A 16916-nucleotide genomic window follows, 5' to 3' on the forward strand; every position below is an offset into this window, starting at 1 on the left:
GCGAGTCACGAGAAGAACTCGTCGTAGCTGCGGCGGATGACGTCCGGCGCGAACCGCTTCTCCCACGTCTCGCGGGCGGCCGCGGACAGCGTCTGGTTGGTGTCGGGGTCGGCGGCGCGGGCCAGCAGCGCCGCGAGGTCGGCCGGGGTCGAGCCGATGAGGCACCCGTTCTCCTCGCCGACCTCGGTGCCCTGGACGCCGTACGGCGTCGCGACGACCGGCAACGACCGGGACAGCGCTTCGAGGACCTTGATCTTGATACCGCTGCCCACTCGTAGCACCGACAGCAGCGCCGAGCAGCCGGCCAGCGTCTCGCCGAGGTCGTCCACCCAGCCCACGAACTTCACGTGCTCGCCCCAGGCCGCGGCCTCCGGGACGCCGACCTCGGTGCCCTTGCCGATGACCAGCAACTCGAAGTTCGGCAGCGCCGCCAGCACCTGCTCACGGCAGTGGGTCAAGAACCACGTCAGGCCGTCGGTGTTCGGCGCGTAGTCCAGCCCGCCGAGGAACGCGAACCGCGCGCCCACCGGCGCCCGGTCGCGCGGCGCCACCTCCGGCAGCATCGGCAGCAGCGTGTGAATGTCGGTGCGGCCGGTGAACGTACGCAGGCGGTTGGTCTCCTCGTCGTTGACCAGCAGCGTCGCGTCGAACCAGCCGGGCTGGTTGCGCTCGGACGCGCCGACCAGCCGGCTCTCCAGCCGGAGCAGCGGCCGATACACGGCACGTCGGCTCAGCAGCGGACGCGCCGGGCGCGGCAACATCTTGTGGAACTCACCGAGCGGGTTCACCTGCTTGTTGCTCCGCCCGCTCAGCTCGCGCAGCATCGTTTTGTATCGCTCGGAGAACAGGTCGTCCTCGTACAGCAGGCGGCGCCTGCGCGGCACCCCGGCGGCGTACTGGCCGGTGCGGATCGTGTCCCAGACCTCGAGGTCGGCGTCGATCGTGGCCAGTAGCTCGCGGATCTCCCTGGCGATCCGGGGAGCGTAGACCGCGGCCTCCTGGATCGACGTGTGCGGCCCGGCCGCGACCCGGCTCACCAGCGACCACGCCTGCTCCGACGAGCGCGGCTTCGGGAGGAGGTGGATCCGGTACCGCGTCGGACGCAGCTCGACGTCCGGCTTGGCGATCAGGATCAGGTGGACGTTCTCGCCCCCGAGCGTGTCGCACAGGTAGTCGAGGATGCCGCCCATCACGACCCGCTTGCCGTACGAGCGTGGCTCGGGCTCGGTCGTCGTGATGTAGACCGCTCGCCTGATCCGGGCGGATTCCGCCATCGGCTCCCCCTCGCTACGGCCGGTGGCCGCTTCGCGGGTCATTCAACCGCGTTCCCGGCTCCGGTGCGTTACGTCCACGAACGGAGTACCTGACTGGCGTGAAACCTCACGACTTGAAAGTGTAGGTAGCCTCGCCAGGGTCGTGCTCTGAAGATGTGGGCCCTCGGATCGTCCAGGAGCGCAGTGGTCTCCACAATCGCCGGTCTCGTCGCAGGTGGGGTCGTCGCGGCTTCGCTGGTCGCTGTCGCCCTGCTCAGGCCGGCGATCATCCTGGTCGTCACGGTCGCACTCGACGCCACGAACCTCAACGCCGTCATCGAGGCGAACGCCGGGATCAGCCCGTTCAAGCCGATGCTCGCCCTGGTTGTTCTCGCGCTGTTCGTATTGTGGCGGCAGGGAAAGCTGAAGGTCGGGTGGTCGCCGGTCCTCACGGCGCTGCTGGTGCTCGTCGCTGCCTGGTTCGTCACGATGTTCAACTCCGCCGACCCACCGGCGAGCTGGACGCTGTTCATGGACTACGCGAACGGCCTGGTCTACTTCGCGCTGATCTACGCGTTGCTGTGTGCCACCGGGTCGTGGAAGGCCGTGCTGTCCGCGGTTGTCGGTGGGCTGGCGCTCATTGCCGCGCTGACCATCGTCCACCAGGTCTTTTTGGACAACGCGGGCAATCTCTACGGCCTGAGCAACGTGCCGTTGGTGCAGGAGGACGGGGCGATGACCCCGCGGCACGCGGGGACCGCAGGCGACGTGAACTTCTGGGCGCGGATCCTGGTCACGGTGACGCCGCTCGCGCTGAGCCTGTGGGCGATCAACCGCGGGCTGACCAAGCTGTTCTGGGTCGGTGCCACGCTGGCGCTGATCGGTGGGCTGTTCCTCACCCAGTCGCGGGGCGGGTTCCTCGCGGTGCTGCCCGCGGTCGTGGTCTGGTTCATCGCGGCAGGCGGGAAGTACCGCCGACAGCTGGCGTATCTGCCGCTGGTGCTGCTCGTCGCGGTGCCGGTGAGTGGCGTCGGGGGTCGGTTGGCCACGCTCGCCGATGTCTCCGCGTCCTCGAACATCGCCGCGGCCGACCCGTCGCTGGTCACCCGCGCCCGGCTGCAGGAGGCCGCGTGGCGGATGTTCCTGGACGCGCCGGGGTTCGGGCACGGCATGGGCACCTACGGGTCGCTCTTCCCGCAGTACGACCGGTACTCCGACCAGGGCGATCCGGTGACGATCGTGGTCGCCTCGCACAACTTCTACTTGGAGCAGGCCGCGGACGGCGGGCTCGTGCTGCTGGCGGCGTGGGCGATCTTCTTCGGTGCGATCTTCTTCGTCTGCTGGCGGGTGTCGCAGCTGGCCCGCTCGATCGGACGCCGGACAGAGCACCTGCTGGCGGTGGGCGTCGCGTCGGCGGTGGCCGGGTGGCTGGCCTCCAGCGTGTTCCTGCACCTGTCCGACCTGCGGGTGCTGCTCCTGCTGGCCGGGATCGCGGCCGCGCTCGACGTCCGGGTGCGCTGGGCGGTGGCGGCGCTGCCGGAGTCCGAACGCGCCGGGACGCCCCCGCCGCCGCGGTCGGCCGACCTCCGCGTGTGGACGCCCCGGGTGTTGGTGCCGGCGGCTGCGGTGTTCGCGGTGCTGGCCGCGGTGTCGGTGGTCCGGGCGATCCCGACGACGTGGAGCGCGGAGCTGGAGAGCCGGGTGTCGGTGACCGCGGCCGACGAGGACTGGCTGACGTCGTACCAGCGGGACCTCGTGACGCGAGGGCAGCTCGTGCCGTCGTTCGCGGTCGTGGCCAATTCCCCCGACTTCCCGAGCGTGGTCGCGCGCCGTGCCGGGTTGAGCCAGGACCAGGCCGACCACGTGCGGATCTCGCTGGAGGTGTCGCGCCAGGGCGGTGCGATCACGGTCCATGCGACCGCTCGGGAGAAGACCGTGGCCGAGGACGTCGCGGTCGCCGCCGGGCAGGTCGTCGCCGAGCGGGTGAGGTCGCTGAACACCCCGTACGTGATGCAGCAGCCACGTCGACCGGTCGCCGCGCCCGGCCACCCGGGCTTGGCGCTCGGTATGGGCGCGTGCGCCGTTGCCCTGCTGCTCGCGTGTGCCGCCCTCTGGACCCGGCGGCGCCCCGAGCCGGAACCCGAGCCCGAGCCCGAGAAAGTTGGCCACGTACCGACGTATGCGCTTAGTGGGACACGCGGACCGTGAGCGTGTTCCCGATCGTCAACTGCCGCGAGCTCGCGCCGGTGCGGGCGTTCTATGAACGCGTCTTCGGCGGTGAGCTCGACTACCGTTTCCCCGACGAGGGTGAGCCGGTCTACCTCACGCTGCGGATCGGAACCGGCCAGGTCGCGCTCGGCCTCGGCAACGGGCCGGCGCTGTACGGCGAGGTTCCGCTCCCGGCGACCGGTCACGCGGTCGACCTGTGCCTCTACGTTCCCGACCTCGACGCGGCGGTGGCAGCCGCGGGGGATGCGGTGGTGACCGCCCCGGCCGACATGCCGTGGGGCGAACGGGTCGCCTATCTCCGCGACCCGGCAGGCACGATGCTGCTCGTCATCCAGGAGCAGGACTGATCGTCCGGCCGCCGGGTTGACATGCTGTCGGCATGAATGAGTTGTCGACGGCGCAGGTTTCCGACGTCCTGAGCCGGTACGTCGAAGCCGGTCAGGCGCCGGGTGCCGTTGCTCTGGTGAGCAGGCGAGGCGACGTGACCGTCGAGAAGGTCGGGGTCACCGGCCCGGATGGCGGCCCGCTGGGCCGCGACACGATCTTCCGCATCGGCGCGATCACGATGCCGATCGTTTCCGCGGCCGCGCTGATGCTGGCCGAGGAGGATCGGCTCGGGCTCGACGACCCGGTCGACCTGTGGCTGCCCGAGCTCGCCTCGCGGCGGGTGATCCGCACGGTCACTGCTGATCCGGACGACACGGTGCCGGCGAAGTCGCCGGTCACGCTGCGGCACCTCCTGACCAACTCGTGGGGCTTCGGGCTGTTCTTCGGCGCGGGCGACGCGCCGCTGCGCCGTGCGGCCAACGAGCTCCGGATCATGAACGGGCCACCGGTCCCGGAGAGTTCCGACAGCCCGGACGAGTGGCTGCGCAGGCTCGGCACGCTGCCGCTGGTGCACCAGCCGGGCGAGGGGTGGACGTACAGCACCGGAGCGGACGTGCTGGGAATTTTGCTCGCCAGAGCGTCCGGACAGCCGTTGGAGCAGGTGTTGCAGGAGCGGGTGTTCGACCCGCTCGGGATGGCCGACACCGGGTTTTTCGTGCCCGCGGAGAAGCTCGACCGGGTGCCGCCGGCGTTCGCGCCCGACCCGCGCAGCGGGGAACTTCACGTCTACGACCCGGGGCAGTGGGGCACCGAGTGGCGGGAGCGGCCGACCTACCCGTCCGCGGCCGGTGGGCTGGTCTCGACCGTCGACGACCTGCTGGCGTTCGGGCAGTTGTTGCTGGCGGGCGGACGCGTCGGCGCGGACCGGCTACTGACCCGGCGGTCGGTGGCTGACATGACGTCCGACCAGCTGACACCGCACCAAAAGGCCACCGCGCGGTTCTTCCCCGGCTTCTTCGAGCAGTACGGCTGGGGTTTCGGCCTCGCGGTGACGCCGTCCGGGCGGTTCGGCTGGGACGGTGGCCTGGGGACGTCGTTCTGGGTAGACCCGACCTCCGAGACGATCGGCATCCTGATGACCCAGCGGGCCGGGATGCCGATCCAGTCGGACCTCTATCGCGACTTCTGGGCCGCGCTCGGTCAGGGCTTGCGGGCCACCGCTCCGTAGACCGACACCAGCGCGTCGGAGCGGTCGGCGAACCGGTCCTTCTCGTCCGGACGCCAGCGGTGCACCAGCGTCAGACCGGGCTCGACCAGCTCGAGGCCGTCGAAGAACCGCTCGACCTCGGACTTCGGCCGCACCTGCATGGTGACGCCACGCGCGGCGTACATCTCCTCGACCTTCTTCCACTGCTCGGGCAGGAAGTCGCCGGTGAGGTGCGAGAGCGCCAGGTAGGAGCCGGACGGCAGCGCGTCGATCAGCTCGCGCACGACCCGGTGCGGCTCGTCCGCGTCGCCGACGAAGTGCGCGATCGCGATGAGCAGCAGGCCGATCGGCTGGTCGAAGTCGAGCGTGCGCTTCGCGGCCTCGAGGATCTGCTGCGGGTTACGGAAGTCCGCGTCGAGGTAGTCGGTCACGCCTTCCGGGGCGCTGGCCAGCAGCGCCCGCGCGTGGGTGAGCACGATCGGGTCGTTGTCGGTGTAGACCACGCGGACGGCCGGGTCGATCGCCTGCGCGACCTCGTGCACGTTCGGGCTGGTCGGTAACCCGGTGCCGATGTCGAGGAACTGCCGGATGCCCAGTTCCGCGGTCAGGTGCGTGACGGTCCGCCGGAGCCAGTCGCGGTTGGCGCCGGGGGCGACGTCGCTCGCGGGGTTCTCGCGCCGGCCGTTCTCCGCGACGGCGCGGTCGGCCGGGAAGTTGTCCTTCCCACCGAGGAGATAGTCGTAGACCCGCGCCGGGTGCGGTAGGTCCGTGCGGAGGTCGACCGGGTCCCGATCGACGGCCTCGGCGGCGGCAGCAGTCATCCAGTCGGCGTCGGCCACGGTGTCGTCCCCACTTCCCACACTTCCCGGTGGTCTCGGCGCCGATCCTAAACCTCGGGTTCCACTCGGGACGGACCGATGTGTTTGTTCTGTCGGTGTGCCGGGGCAGGATGGCCGACATGACGGGAATTGGACGCTTGGAAATGGTCGCAATCGACGCGCCGGACCACGCGAAGCTCGCGTCGTTCTACGCCGACCTCACCGGATGGCCGATCATCCGTAGCGAACCGGACTGGATCGTCACGCGCACGCCCGAGGGCAAGGACGTCGCGTTCCAGCTCGCACCCGATCACGTCCCACCGCAGTGGCCGGGCCAGGAACGCCCGCAACAGTTCCATCTGGACCTACTCGTCGACGGGTACCAGGAGGCTGCCGAGCGCGCGGTGTCGCTGGGGGCGACCCGGCTGGGTGAGGGGGCCACATGGGTGACGCTGGCCGACCCGGCGGGCCACCCGTTCGACCTCTGCCAGCGGGACGGCGTCGGGCCGGCGATGGAGCTGTTCGCGGTGACGATCGACGCTCCGGATGCCCCCGGGCTCGCTCGCTTCTACGCCGCGCTGACCGGCACCGAGATCACCTACGAGGGGCCGGAGGGCGTGATGATCTCCGGTACCGGTTATCGCGATGTTCCAGCGAACGTGTTGTTCCAGCAGGTCAGCGACTACACGCCGCCGCAGTGGCCGGATCCGGCGCATCCGCAGCAGGCGCACTGGGACATCCTCGTCGACGATCTGGACGAGGGCGAGGAGAAGGTGCTCGCGTTGGGTGCGCGGCGGCTGGAAGGTGCCCCCGAGGGGTTCCGCGTCTTCGCCGACCCGGCGGGCCACCCGTTCTGCCTGACGGTGGCGTGACCGCGGTGCCACATCCGGAACCGCCGGTCGCGGGCAGCGAGGTCGACACGTTGCTCGGCTCGCTCGACCGGCAGCGCGCCACGCTCGCGTGGAAGTGCGGCGACCTCGACGCGGACGGTATGAACGCGACGGTCGGCGCCTCCACGGTCACGCTCGGCGGGTTGCTGAAGCACCTCGCGCTGGTCGAGGACATGTACTTCACCGTGCGGCTGCGGGGTGACGACTACCCGTCGGTCTGGGAGAAGTACGACGGTGAGGGCTGGGAGTGGCGGTCGGCCGCCGACGACTCGCCCGAGCAGCTCAGGGCGCTGTGGGGGGATGCGGTGGCGCGATCGCGGGCGGCGATCGCGGCGGCACTGGAGGGCGGTGACGTCGGTCAGCTGGTCAAGTGGCAGTCCGACACCGGCGTCCGGCCCAGCCTGCGGCGGGTCCTGATCGACCTGATCGAGGAGTACGCGCGGCACGTCGGCCACGCCGACCTGATTCGCGAGTCCGTCGACGGCCTCGTCGGCGAGGACCCACCGAGCGACGACTCGTGAGTGGTCACGGGGTGACCAGGGTGCCTGCGACGGCGGTTCGGCCGTCGGGGGCGCCCACGAACTCCACGGTGACACCCGCGCGGACGCGTTCTCCGACGACGCCCGCGATCGCGTCGGAGACACCGGCGGCCAACCTGCCGAGGAGGTCCGCGGCGTCGGGGCGGCTGAACACACCGTCGCGGATACCGAACGCCACCCGGGGTGCCGGGGCCTCGACGGGCTTACCACCGAGGCCCCAGCGTCCGGCCGGGAAGCCGAGGAGCTGGACGACCGCGATCTCGCGGGCCCAGTCGCCGTAGACCGCGACGACATCGCGGCGGACGTCCGGCCGGCGATCACCGAGTGGCTGCATCCCGGTGCCCAGGCCTGGCGCACGGCGCCGACCGGAACTGAGGCAGGTCAGAGCCAGAAGTTGTCGTGCTCGAGGTAGAACGCGGCCTTCTCCTCCTCGCTCTTGTCCGCGATCGTGAGCAGCCCCTCGAAGTACCCCTCGCGCGGTGCGCCCGGCGAGAAGTGCAGCAACATCGACGCCGGCTCTCCGGATTCGTTGCGGAACCCGTGCACACCGCCGATCGGCACGTGGACGAAATCGCCCGGCCGCGTGTCGATCCAGCGGCGTCCGTCGTAGATCCGCACGCTGCCGGACAGGATGTAGAACGACTCCGAGATCGTCCGGTGGAAGTGCGGTCCAGGCCCGCTGGGTTCCGGCCCCATCTCCCAGCGGTACAACCCGAACAGCCCGCCCGTGGACTCGTGTGTCGCCAGGTAGTGGGCGGTGTTGCCGTTCGCGTAGGTCAGCTCGGGTTTCGCATCGGGGGTTCGGTACGTGGCCGTCAGTTCTCCGGTGTCACCGTGGTAGCTGGGCGGCGGGTAGCTCATGGCCTCCGACCTTTGCACCTTCCCGCCGGGAATTCAGCCGATTTCGGCGGCGCCACCCGAGTCCTACAGTCAGGGAATGACCAGTTCCGGTCCCACCGTCTGGTCGATCGCGCACGGCGAGTGGCTGCGGGGCGTCGCGATCGCCCCGGATGGGCGCTGGCTGGTGACGGTCGGCGACGACTGCGTCATCCACGTCCGGGACGCGACGTCCGGCCGGTCGCGCCTGCGGCTGGAAGGGCACGCGGACTGCGTCACGGCGGTGGCCGTCGCGGCCGACGGCGGCTGGTTCGCCACCGCGGGTGGTGACTGGACCGTCCGCCTCTGGTCCGCCTCCGGTCCGCACCGCGCGACGCTCGAAGGCCACACGGGCTGGGTGAGCGCGGTCGCGATCGCCCCGGACGGGTCCTGGCTCGCCACCGGGGCACACGACGGCACGGTTCGGATCTGGGAGACCGACACCGGCCTCCAGCGCTTACTGCTGCACGGCCACACCGACTGCGTCACCGGGGTGGCGATCGCGGGTGACTGGCTCGCGTCCGGCGGGCGGGACGGCACGATTCGCACCTGGGACGCCACCACGGGCGAGTTGCTCCGCACCATCCACGCGCATCCGCCCGGCGCGACCGCGGTGGCCGTCGCTCCGGCCGGCGATCTGCTCGCGTCGGCGGGCCAGGACGAGACCGTCCGGCTGTGGGAGACCGGCACCGGCCGACCCGCCGGCTGCCTCCGCGGCCACGCGCACCTGGTCAGCGCCGTGGCGTTCGCTGCCGACGGCAGCTGGCTCGCCTCCGCCAGCCACGACCGGACCGTACGCACCTGGACGCCGGACGGGCGGCCGCTCGCCGCGCTCGCCGGGCACCACGACGTCGTCAGCGATCTTGCGGTGGCCGCGGACGGGCGGTGGCTGGTCAGCGTCGGCTACGACGGCACCACCCGCCGGTGGGACGCGGACACCGGAGCTTGTGTCGCAGTGTTCTGAGCGTGTCTTCCTCGTTGCCGAACTGGAACGGTTGGCCTGAAACGGTTCAGTGTCCCGACCGGGGAAGTACGGTCACCGCGTGGAACTGTGGGGGCGGGAGGCCGAACTGGCCAGGCTCGACGACGTCCTGACCTCGCTGGCCGACGGGCTCAGCCGAGTCCTGGTACTGCGCGGCGAGGCGGGCATCGGCAAGACCGCGCTGCTCGACCACGCCGCTGCGGCGTCCGACGACTCCACGACCGTCGTCCGCGTGGCCGGCGTCGAGTCGGAGGCCGACTTCCCGTGGGCGGCCCTGCACCGGATGTTGATCCCCCACCTCGACCGGCGGCTCCGCCTGCCGACGGCTCAGCGTGACGCGCTGGCGGTCGCCTGCGGGCTGGCCGACGGGCCGGCCGCCGACCGCTACCTGGTCAGCCTCGCGACGCTCGGGCTGCTCGCCGAGGTCGCCGCCGCCGGTCCGGTGCTCTGCTGCGTCGACGATGCGCAGTGGCTGGACGCCGACTCGATGACCGCGCTCGCGTTCGTCGCCCGCCGGGTGCACGCCGAGGGCCTCGGGATCGTGTTCACCGTGCGCACCGGGACGCCGTTCACGGCGCTGGACGGGCTGCCCACCCTCGATCTGGAGGGGCTCGGTACGGCCGCGGCCGGGCAGCTCCTCCGGTCGGTGGTGCCGGGTGCGCTGGACCCGCGGGTGGCCGACCAGATCGTCCGGGCCACCGGCGGCAACCCGCTCGCGCTCACCGACCTCGGCCAGGAACTGACCGCCGACCAGTTCCGTGGCGGCAGACAGCTGCCCGAGCCGTTACCGGTCGGACCGCGCCTGGAAGCGCACTACCGCACGCAGATCGACGCGCTGCCGACCGATACCCAGAGCTGGCTGCTGTTGGCCGCGGCCGAGCCCAGCGGCCACTACGGCCGGATCGCCGACGCCGCAGCCGCGCTCGGCCTGGTCCCGGGGGCAGCCGAAGCGGCGGAGGCGTCGCGGTTGGTGTCGATCACGACCGAGGTCCGGTTCCGGCATCCGCTGGTGCGATCGGCGATCTACGGTGGTGCGATTCCGGGTGATCGGCGCGCCGCGCACCGGGCGCTGGCCTCGGCGACGACCGGATCGTCCGACGTGGATCGGCGGGCGTGGCACCTCGCCGCGGCCACTCTCGGGCCGGACGCGGCCGTCGCGGACCAACTCGAACACTGCGCCGAGCGAGCCGCCGCCCGCGGAGGGTACGCCGCACGGGTCAGCTTCCTGGCCCGCGCCGCCGAGCTCACCGCCGACGACCGGGAGCGCGCCCGCCGCGCGGTGATGGCCGCCCAGGCCGCGGTGACCAGCGGTGCACCGCTCCAGGCCCGGGCGCTGCTCGACGCACTGGCCCCGGCCTGGCTCGACGACGTCGACCGCGGCCGCGCGCTGATCGCCAGGGCCTACGCGGGAATCACGCTGGGCGACGGGTCGGTGGCCGACGCCTCGGCGATCTGCCTGGCGGCGGCCGAGGCGTTCGGGGACGCCGAGCCCGACCTCACCCGGCTCGCGCTGTTCCGGGCCGTGCAGTGGGCGATCAACGCGGAGCACCTGATTCGGGGGACGACACCCGCCGACGTGGCCGCGGCCGTTCTCGCGCACCCCTACTCCGAGCCGCTGACCAAACCGCGCGACCTTCTCGCGGTCGGGTTCGCCACGCTCGCCGTGCACGGTTACGCGCGGGGCGCTCCGATCCTGCAGCGCGGTGTCGCCGCGCTGCTCGCACCGGGGATCCCCGACGAGGAGCTGCTGGAAGCGTGGGTCGTCGCGACGACCGCGTGCACGATCCGGCGGGACTACGCCTCGGCGCACGCCGTCCTGCGCCGCGCCATCGACATCGCGCGCCGCACCGGTGCGCTCTGGGAACTCGACTCCGCGCTGTTCACCCACTCGATGGCGCACACCGAGCTCGGACGGCTCACGGTCGCCGAGCAACTCGTCGCCGACGGGTGCCAGATCCGCTCCGCGCTCGGTGCGACCGCGGAGCAGTGGGACATGTACCAGCATCCGGAGCTGCTGGCCTGGCGGGCGACCGCAGAGCACCTGAGCGTGAGGGTGCGCGGTGTCGGTCAGGCCTCGGTGCCGCTCGGGCACGGGTCGGTGGTGCGGATCGCGGAGTACGCCGAAGCGATCCTGGCGCTCGGCACCGGACACCCGGCGGAGGCCCGCGCGCTGTTGCGGCATCTGATCGACGACGACGTGTTCTGCGTCCACACCCGCGTGCTGCCGGACCTGATCGAGGCGTCGGTCCGGTCGGGGGACCGCGAGCTGGCCGAGCGCGCGCTCGAGATGCTGCGCTCCCGCGCGGACGTCGCCGCGACACCCTGGATCCACGGCCTGCTGCTCCGTTCGCGGGCGTTGCTCGCGGACGGCGGCGGCGCCGAGGAGCTCTACCGTGGCGCGGTCGAGCGGCTCGCGGAGACCGAGGCGCGGCTCGACGTCGCCAGGGCCCGCCTGCTTTACGGGGAGTGGCTGCGGCGGGAGAAGCGTCGCCGCGACGCCCGTGACCAACTGCGGACCGCGCTGGAGCTGCTGGAAGAGATCGGCGCCGGCGCGTTCGCCGAGCGCGCCCGCCGGGAGTTGGCCGCGACCGGCGAGACCGCGCAGCGCGGACCGGAGCCTGCCCGGTCGGCGCTCACCCCGCAGGAGGCGACGATCGCCGCACTCGCCCGCGACGGTGCCACGAACGCCGAGATCGCGGCCCAGCTGTTCCTGAGTGCGAGCACGGTCGACTACCACCTCCGTAAGGTCTTCCGGAAGCTCGGTGTGACGTCCCGCCGCAGGCTGCGCCAGGTCTATCGGTAGCCAAGGACTACGCGTTCCACGGGATACGAGCGACGACGCCGGGCAACGAGCATCGGCGTCATGTCCTCTACTGAGACGATCGTCCTAATCCACGGCCTCTGGATGACCCCCCGTTCCTGGGAAGGCTGGGTCGACTACTACGGCGCCAAGGGTTACCGCGTCCTCACCCCGGCGTACCCGGGCTTCGAGATCGAGGTCGAGGCGCTCCGCGAGAAGCCGGAGATCATCGCCGAGCTCACCGTGCCGGAGACCGTCGATCACCTGGCCGGCGTGATCGAGGGCCTCGACGCCCCGCCGATTCTGATCGGGCACTCCTTTGGCGGGACGCTGACCCAGCTGCTGCTGGCCCGCGGGCTCGGTAGCGCCGGCGTGGTGATCGACTCGGCGCCGACCGAGGGCGTCCACGTCACGCCGCTCTCGCAGGTCAAGTCGCTGTTCCCGGCGCTGAAGAACCCGGCCACCTTCCACCGCGCGGTGGGCTTCACGCCGGAGGAGTTCCACTACGCGTTCGCGAACACGCTGCCCCGCGAGGAGTCCGACAAGGCCTGGGAGCGGTACGCGATCCCGGCACCGGGCAACTGGATCTGGGCGTACGGGCTGATCGCCAACCTCAAGCCCGGCCACCAGGAGACCTGGGTCGACTACTCCAACGACGACCGGGCGCCGCTGCTGTTCATCGGCGGCGGATCCGACCACATCATGCCGCCGTCGGTGAACAAGTCGAACGCGAAGCACTACGCGAAGTCGTCGGCGCTCACCGAGTACTACGAGTTCCCCGGCCGGTCGCACTGGACGTGCGCCGAGCCCGGCTGGGAAGCGGTCGCCGACTACGCGCTGAACTGGGCACTGCAGCACCGTCGTTAGCCGCTCGCCGTGATCACCGGGACTCCGGTCGCGGTGAGGTCACGGAGAGCTGGGTGGTCGGCGGCGACATCGGTGACGACGCCGGCCACATCGGTCAACGCGAGCACGGCGAACCGCGACGCGGCGCCGATCTTCTCCGCGCTGGCCAGCACGTAGGTGTCCGCCGATCGGCGGGACAGCGCTCGCTTCATCGCCGCCTCGTCGGCGTCGCCGGTGGTCAGCCCGGCGGTGGCGTGCACACCGGTGACGCCCATCAGGAACACGTCCGCGTTGACGCCGGCCGCCGCCTCGACCGCGGCCGCTCCGCACGCCACCGCCGAGTGCTTGAAGATCCGTCCACCGATGACGTGGATCTCGACCGCCGGGTGGTCCACCAGCGCGGCCGCGACCGTGGGGCTGTGAGTGACGATCGTCGCCTGCAGGTCCGGCGGCAGTGCTCTGGCAACGGCGAGTGCGGTGGTGCCGCCGTCGAGGATCGCGGTGCTGCCCGGCGTGATCAGTTGCGCGGCCCTGGCAGCGACCCGCTGCTTGCTGTCCGGCTGCACGTTTGTGCGCGTTTGCAGATCCGCAATCGCCGGGGAGACCGGCAGCGCCCCGCCGTACACCCGCTGGCACAAACCGGCGGCGGCCAGCTCTCGAAGGTCGCGCCGGATGCTGTCCTCGGAAATCCCCAGTTCAGTGGCGATGTCCTTGGCCACTACACGACCTTCGATGCGCAATCGACCGAGTAGGAGTTCCTGCCTCTGAGCGGCGAGCATGCATAGTCCTTCTTGTTCGTGCACGATCTTGCACGTAGTCTACGCCCATGACGACGACCAAACCACTGCTGATCCTGATCGCCGGTCCCTATCGTTCCGGCACCGGCGACGACCCCGAGCTGATGGCCGCGAACCTGCGCTCGCTGGAAGAGGCGGCCTGGCCGCTGTTCCGCGCCGGGCACGTACCGATGATCGGCGAGTGGGTCGCGCTGCCGGTGCTGCGCGGTGCGGGCGCCGCCGGCCCGACCGATCCGTTCGCCGAGCAGGTCATGTACCCGACCGCGCAGCGGCTGCTCCAGCACTGCGACGCCGTCCTCCGCCTGCCCGGCGCGTCGACCGGCGCGGATCAGGACGTCGCGATCGCGCAGGAACGGGGCTTGCCGGTTTGGTACCGGCTCGACGACGTTCCCGGCGTCACCGCCCACGTCTGAGCTCAACAGTCGGACAGCCCGCTCTCGGTCACCAGGCGCGTCAGCCCGGTGCGGGACGGCACCCGCAGCTTCCGGTAGATGCTGGTCAGGTGCGCTTCCACGGTCTTCGGCGAGACGAACAGCGCGGAGCCGACCTCGGTGTTCGTCAGCCCGGCCGCGACCATGCGGGCGACCTGGAGCTCCTGCGGGCTCAGCCGGTCCAGCCCGCCGGCTCGCCGGGCGCGCGGCGGGTGATGGCCGCTCGCGGCTAGCTCGGCGAGGCAGCGCTGGGTCCACGGTGCCGCCCCGAGCGAGGAGAACATCCGGTGCGCGGCCAGCAGCGGACCCCGTGACCGTGCCTTCTGCCGGGTGCGGCGCAGCGCTTCGCCGTAACAGAGCAGCGTCCGCGCGTGGTCGAACGGCGTCGGCAGGCGATCGTGTTCTGCCAGCGCTTCGCGGAAGGCGGCGTCCGCGGCGTCGGGGTCGTCGGCGAGCAGCGCGCGGCAGCGCGCGCTCACCGCCCGTTGCCAGCGCAGGCCGGTCCGGTCGGCGCACTCCTCCAGCCAGGCGAGCGTGTCCCTGGCCGCGCCCGGGTTCCCGGCGCGCAGGTGAGCCTCGACGGCGTCCCCGGCGAACGGCGTGACGTTCGGGTTGCCCAGCCCGAAGCGGACGAAGATCTCCTGCGCGTGGCCCAGGTGGACCGCCGCATCCGTGCCCGCGCCCCGGCTCAGGCAGTCCAGCCCTAGCGCGGCTTCGCGGTAGATCTGCATCGACCGGACGTCAGTGAAGTCGGTGAACTCGATGGCTTCGGCGGCGCGCCGCTCGCAACCGGCGTGGTCGCCGCGGGCGGCGTCGAAGCGGGCCTGCATGAGCAGCCCGGCGGCCACCACACCCCGCTGACGCAGCGCCCGGCCTTTTGCCGTCGCTTCCAGGCAGTCGGCGTAGGCAGCCGACCACTGCCCGAGCCACCAGCCCAGCTCGCTGCGCACTCCGAAAGCGAACGCGTACGCGACCGGGTTGCCGCTCCGGCGCGCTCCGTCGAGGACCGCGTGCAGGAGACGCTGCGAGTCCTCGTAGCGCTCGACGCAGAAGCAGACCTGCGCGAGGTTCGTCAGCTCGATCCCGGTGGCGGCCGGATCGGTGCCCTCGAACGCGGCGAGGGCGCGGTCCAGCTCCCGGCAGGCGTCCTCGACGCGGTGGGTGAGCGCGAGGCCCTGGCAGAGGAACAGCGCGCACCGCTCGACCCCCGCGGCGGATGTCGCGAGTTCCATGCCCCGGCGCGCGGCGGCGATCGCGCCTGCCGGGTCCGCGTGCATGACGGCGGGGAGGGCGGCCTCGTGGGCGAGTGCGGCGGCGCGGACGCTGTCGGTCGGTGCGATCGCCTCGGCGGCCGTGCTCATCAGGCGATGTGCGTGCCGGACGCTGCCCATCCAGGTCAACGCCCGCCCGTGCAGCAGCGCGATGTCCGCGCGCAACGCCGGATCGGTCGCCGTCGCGCGTGCCTCCTCGCACCACCGCGCGGCGTCGTCGCAGGCCCCGCCCGCGAACGCGTCCCTGGCGGCGTCGAGCAGGCGGCCCGCGGTGAGGTTCGAGCGGGCGGGCGTCAGCTCCGCGGCTCGGCGCCACGCCTGCGCCGCGGCCAGGTACGAACCGCACTGTCGAGCCTCCCGCGCGGCCTGGACGAGTCCGGCCGCGACGTCCTCGTCCGGCCGCGACACCGCACAGGCGAGATACCAGGCCCGGGTGGCGCCGGTGGCTCCCTCGCCGAGCGCGCGGTAGGCCTGCCTGCGGACGCCGACCGGGACGTTGCTCAGCGCGACGCTGCGCAAGATCGGATGGACCAGCTCGTAGCGGTCGGCCACCACCCGGACCAGGCGCGCTTCCTCGGCTGCCGTCAGGTCGTCCGGCGCGAGCTTCCACGCCCCCAGCGCCCGGTCGACGATCTCCACCGTCGGCTCGCGCGCGGCGGCCACCAGCACGAGTGCCCGCTGGGTCGGAGCGGGCAACGCGCGGATCCGTGACGTCCAACCCTGTTCCGCGCGGCCGCCGCGGGCGGGTGCCGCGGGCAGCGGCTCCTCGCCGCGACGCTGCGCCTCGCTCAGTCGGAACGCGAACTCCAGCAGGATCAGCGGGTTCCCGCGGGAGAACCCGACCAACGCGTCGAGGACGCCGGGTGCGACCACGAGCCTGTGACTGTCCAGCACCAACCGGCACTCCCGCTCGGAGAGGCCGGTGACGTCGAGGACGGCGTGTCCTCGCGGCTCCTCGGAGAGCTTGCGGGTGGCGGCGATGAACGCCACATGGTCGGACGTGACCCGCCGGGCCACGAAGCGAAAGACGTTCACCGAGTCGGCGTCCACCCATTGCAGGTCGTCGACGAGCGCCACCAATGGCCGGTCGTGTCCGGCCAGCGACAGGACGTTGAGCGTAGCGACGCAGACGGCGTACGGGTTCACCGCGGAGTCGGACACCAGCTCGCTGAGCGCCAGCGCGGTCTCGAGGTTCTCCCGCTGGGCGCGCGGCAGCGCGCTGAAGCGTCGGCGGAGCGGCAGCAGCAGTTCACCGAGCGCGGCGAACGGGAGCGTCGTTTCGCTTTCCACCCCTCGCACCCGATACACCTGGTACCGGGAAGCGGCTTTGTGTTCCACGTAGTCCAGCAGCGTGGTCTTGCCGACGCCGGGATCACCGCGGACGAGCAGCGCACGACCGGCGACCGGCAACTCGTCGAGTAGATCGTCGAGGTACCGCCGCTCAGCGTCCCTGCCGATGAGTTCTGGGTCTGCTATCGAGCACACTGTGGTCGCCGTAGTGATCGCCACCAACTCCAGTTGCGGTCGCTCCGGGCAAAAGCCGCGTGTGACTGCGGCGTTGTCCAAAGTAGGGCATTACACCTGTATCGGTACACCCTGTGTGCTCGTTGGCGCTGCTGAAACGGCGTATCAATGCCTAGTTGTGCTTAC

Annotated in this window: 15 protein-coding genes; 9 read left to right on the forward strand and 6 right to left on the reverse strand. The window is 71.6% G+C overall.

Annotated features, from left to right (window positions below; translation table 11 throughout):
• Positions 1-5 precede the first annotated feature (5 nt).
• Complete coding sequence (locus BUB75_RS29130; RefSeq protein ID WP_073261197.1) at positions 6-1316, reverse strand: glycosyltransferase; 1311 nt, start codon at positions 1314-1316, stop codon at positions 6-8.
• Positions 1317-1457: 141 nt separating this feature from the next.
• Between BUB75_RS29130 and BUB75_RS29135 the strand changes: the two genes are divergently transcribed.
• The 3 genes from BUB75_RS29135 to BUB75_RS29145 are packed head-to-tail and all read left to right on the forward strand — an operon-like array spanning position 1458 to position 5037.
• Positions 1458-3461, forward strand: a complete 2004-nt coding sequence (locus BUB75_RS29135; protein ID WP_073261200.1) for an O-antigen ligase family protein — start codon at positions 1458-1460, stop codon at positions 3459-3461.
• Entirely contained in the window at positions 3458-3829 is a 372-nt protein-coding gene (locus tag BUB75_RS29140; protein ID WP_073261202.1) for a VOC family protein, read from the forward strand. Before BUB75_RS29135 ends, BUB75_RS29140 begins: the two co-directional genes overlap by 4 nt.
• A 32-nt stretch (positions 3830-3861) precedes the next feature.
• A complete protein-coding gene (locus BUB75_RS29145) occupies positions 3862-5037 on the forward strand; it encodes a serine hydrolase domain-containing protein (RefSeq protein WP_073261204.1) in 1176 nt (391 codons plus the stop codon).
• On the opposite strand, the gene BUB75_RS29150 is transcribed toward BUB75_RS29145, so the two are convergent.
• The gene (locus BUB75_RS29150; protein WP_245806322.1) at positions 5010-5855 is read right to left on the reverse strand and encodes an SAM-dependent methyltransferase; all 846 of its coding nucleotides are present in this window, start codon (positions 5853-5855) and stop codon (positions 5010-5012) included. The genes BUB75_RS29145 and BUB75_RS29150 overlap by 28 nt on opposite strands.
• Before the next feature lie 143 nt (positions 5856-5998).
• On the opposite strand from BUB75_RS29150, the gene BUB75_RS29155 reads away from it, so the two are divergent.
• A complete protein-coding gene (locus BUB75_RS29155; RefSeq protein WP_084741864.1) occupies positions 5999-6706 on the forward strand; it encodes a VOC family protein in 708 nt (235 codons plus the stop codon).
• Positions 6703-7245, forward strand: a complete 543-nt coding sequence (locus BUB75_RS29160) for a mycothiol transferase (protein ID WP_073261207.1) — start codon at positions 6703-6705, stop codon at positions 7243-7245. Before BUB75_RS29155 ends, BUB75_RS29160 begins: the two co-directional genes overlap by 4 nt.
• A gap of 4 nt (positions 7246-7249) precedes the next feature.
• On the opposite strand, the gene BUB75_RS29165 is transcribed toward BUB75_RS29160, so the two are convergent.
• Both BUB75_RS29165 and BUB75_RS29170 read right to left on the reverse strand, forming a co-directional pair.
• A complete protein-coding gene (locus tag BUB75_RS29165) occupies positions 7250-7597 on the reverse strand; it encodes a hypothetical protein (RefSeq protein WP_073261209.1) in 348 nt (115 codons plus the stop codon).
• A 47-nt stretch (positions 7598-7644) separates the two neighbouring features.
• Positions 7645-8124 (reverse strand): cupin domain-containing protein, encoded by a 480-nt coding sequence (locus BUB75_RS29170; RefSeq protein WP_073261211.1) that lies wholly within the window; start codon positions 8122-8124, stop codon positions 7645-7647.
• A 76-nt stretch (positions 8125-8200) separates the two neighbouring features.
• Between BUB75_RS29170 and BUB75_RS29175 the strand changes: the two genes are divergently transcribed.
• The 3 genes from BUB75_RS29175 (at position 8201) to BUB75_RS29185 (ending at position 12788) form a co-directional block, all read left to right on the forward strand.
• Positions 8201-9103, forward strand: a complete 903-nt coding sequence (locus BUB75_RS29175; RefSeq protein ID WP_073261213.1) for a WD40 repeat domain-containing protein — start codon at positions 8201-8203, stop codon at positions 9101-9103.
• Between the two features lie 79 nt (positions 9104-9182).
• On the forward strand, positions 9183-11924 hold the full coding sequence (locus tag BUB75_RS29180; RefSeq protein ID WP_073261215.1) for a helix-turn-helix transcriptional regulator: 2742 nt from the start codon (positions 9183-9185) through the stop codon (positions 11922-11924).
• Between the two features lie 60 nt (positions 11925-11984).
• Complete coding sequence (locus tag BUB75_RS29185) at positions 11985-12788, forward strand: alpha/beta hydrolase (protein ID WP_073261217.1); 804 nt, start codon at positions 11985-11987, stop codon at positions 12786-12788.
• On the opposite strand, the gene BUB75_RS29190 is transcribed toward BUB75_RS29185, so the two are convergent.
• Positions 12785-13546 (reverse strand): DeoR/GlpR family DNA-binding transcription regulator, encoded by a 762-nt coding sequence (locus tag BUB75_RS29190; protein ID WP_073261219.1) that lies wholly within the window; start codon positions 13544-13546, stop codon positions 12785-12787. The genes BUB75_RS29185 and BUB75_RS29190 overlap by 4 nt on opposite strands.
• Before the next feature lie 47 nt (positions 13547-13593).
• Between BUB75_RS29190 and BUB75_RS29195 the strand changes: the two genes are divergently transcribed.
• On the forward strand, positions 13594-13977 hold the full coding sequence (locus BUB75_RS29195) for a DUF4406 domain-containing protein (protein ID WP_178380003.1): 384 nt from the start codon (positions 13594-13596) through the stop codon (positions 13975-13977).
• A 2-nt stretch (positions 13978-13979) separates the two neighbouring features.
• Here BUB75_RS29195 and BUB75_RS29200 read toward each other — a convergent pair whose 3' ends face one another.
• The gene (locus tag BUB75_RS29200; protein ID WP_073261221.1) at positions 13980-16751 is read right to left on the reverse strand and encodes a helix-turn-helix transcriptional regulator; all 2772 of its coding nucleotides are present in this window, start codon (positions 16749-16751) and stop codon (positions 13980-13982) included.
• Between the last annotated feature and the right edge of the window lie 165 nt (positions 16752-16916).

It is taken from the genome of Cryptosporangium aurantiacum (assembly GCF_900143005.1).
GTDB classification, from domain to species: domain Bacteria; phylum Actinomycetota; class Actinomycetes; order Mycobacteriales; family Cryptosporangiaceae; genus Cryptosporangium; species Cryptosporangium aurantiacum.

Excerpts from the sequence above, each read along its gene's own strand:
- BUB75_RS29130 (WP_073261197.1), bottom strand. The coding sequence starts at position 1,316 with ATGACCCGCGAAGCGGCCACCGGCCGTAGCGAGGGGGAGCCGATGGCG.
- BUB75_RS29145 (WP_073261204.1), top strand. The coding sequence starts at position 3,862 with ATGAATGAGTTGTCGACGGCGCAGGTTTCCGACGTCCTGAGCCGGTAC.
- BUB75_RS29155 (WP_084741864.1), top strand. The coding sequence starts at position 5,999 with ATGGTCGCAATCGACGCGCCGGACCACGCGAAGCTCGCGTCGTTCTAC.
- BUB75_RS29165 (WP_073261209.1), bottom strand. The coding sequence starts at position 7,597 with ATGCAGCCACTCGGTGATCGCCGGCCGGACGTCCGCCGCGATGTCGTC.
- BUB75_RS29170 (WP_073261211.1), bottom strand. The coding sequence starts at position 8,124 with ATGAGCTACCCGCCGCCCAGCTACCACGGTGACACCGGAGAACTGACG.
- BUB75_RS29175 (WP_073261213.1), top strand. The coding sequence starts at position 8,201 with ATGACCAGTTCCGGTCCCACCGTCTGGTCGATCGCGCACGGCGAGTGG.
- BUB75_RS29185 (WP_073261217.1), top strand. The coding sequence starts at position 11,985 with ATGTCCTCTACTGAGACGATCGTCCTAATCCACGGCCTCTGGATGACC.
- BUB75_RS29190 (WP_073261219.1), bottom strand. The coding sequence starts at position 13,546 with ATGCTCGCCGCTCAGAGGCAGGAACTCCTACTCGGTCGATTGCGCATC.
- BUB75_RS29195 (WP_178380003.1), top strand. The coding sequence starts at position 13,594 with ATGACGACGACCAAACCACTGCTGATCCTGATCGCCGGTCCCTATCGT.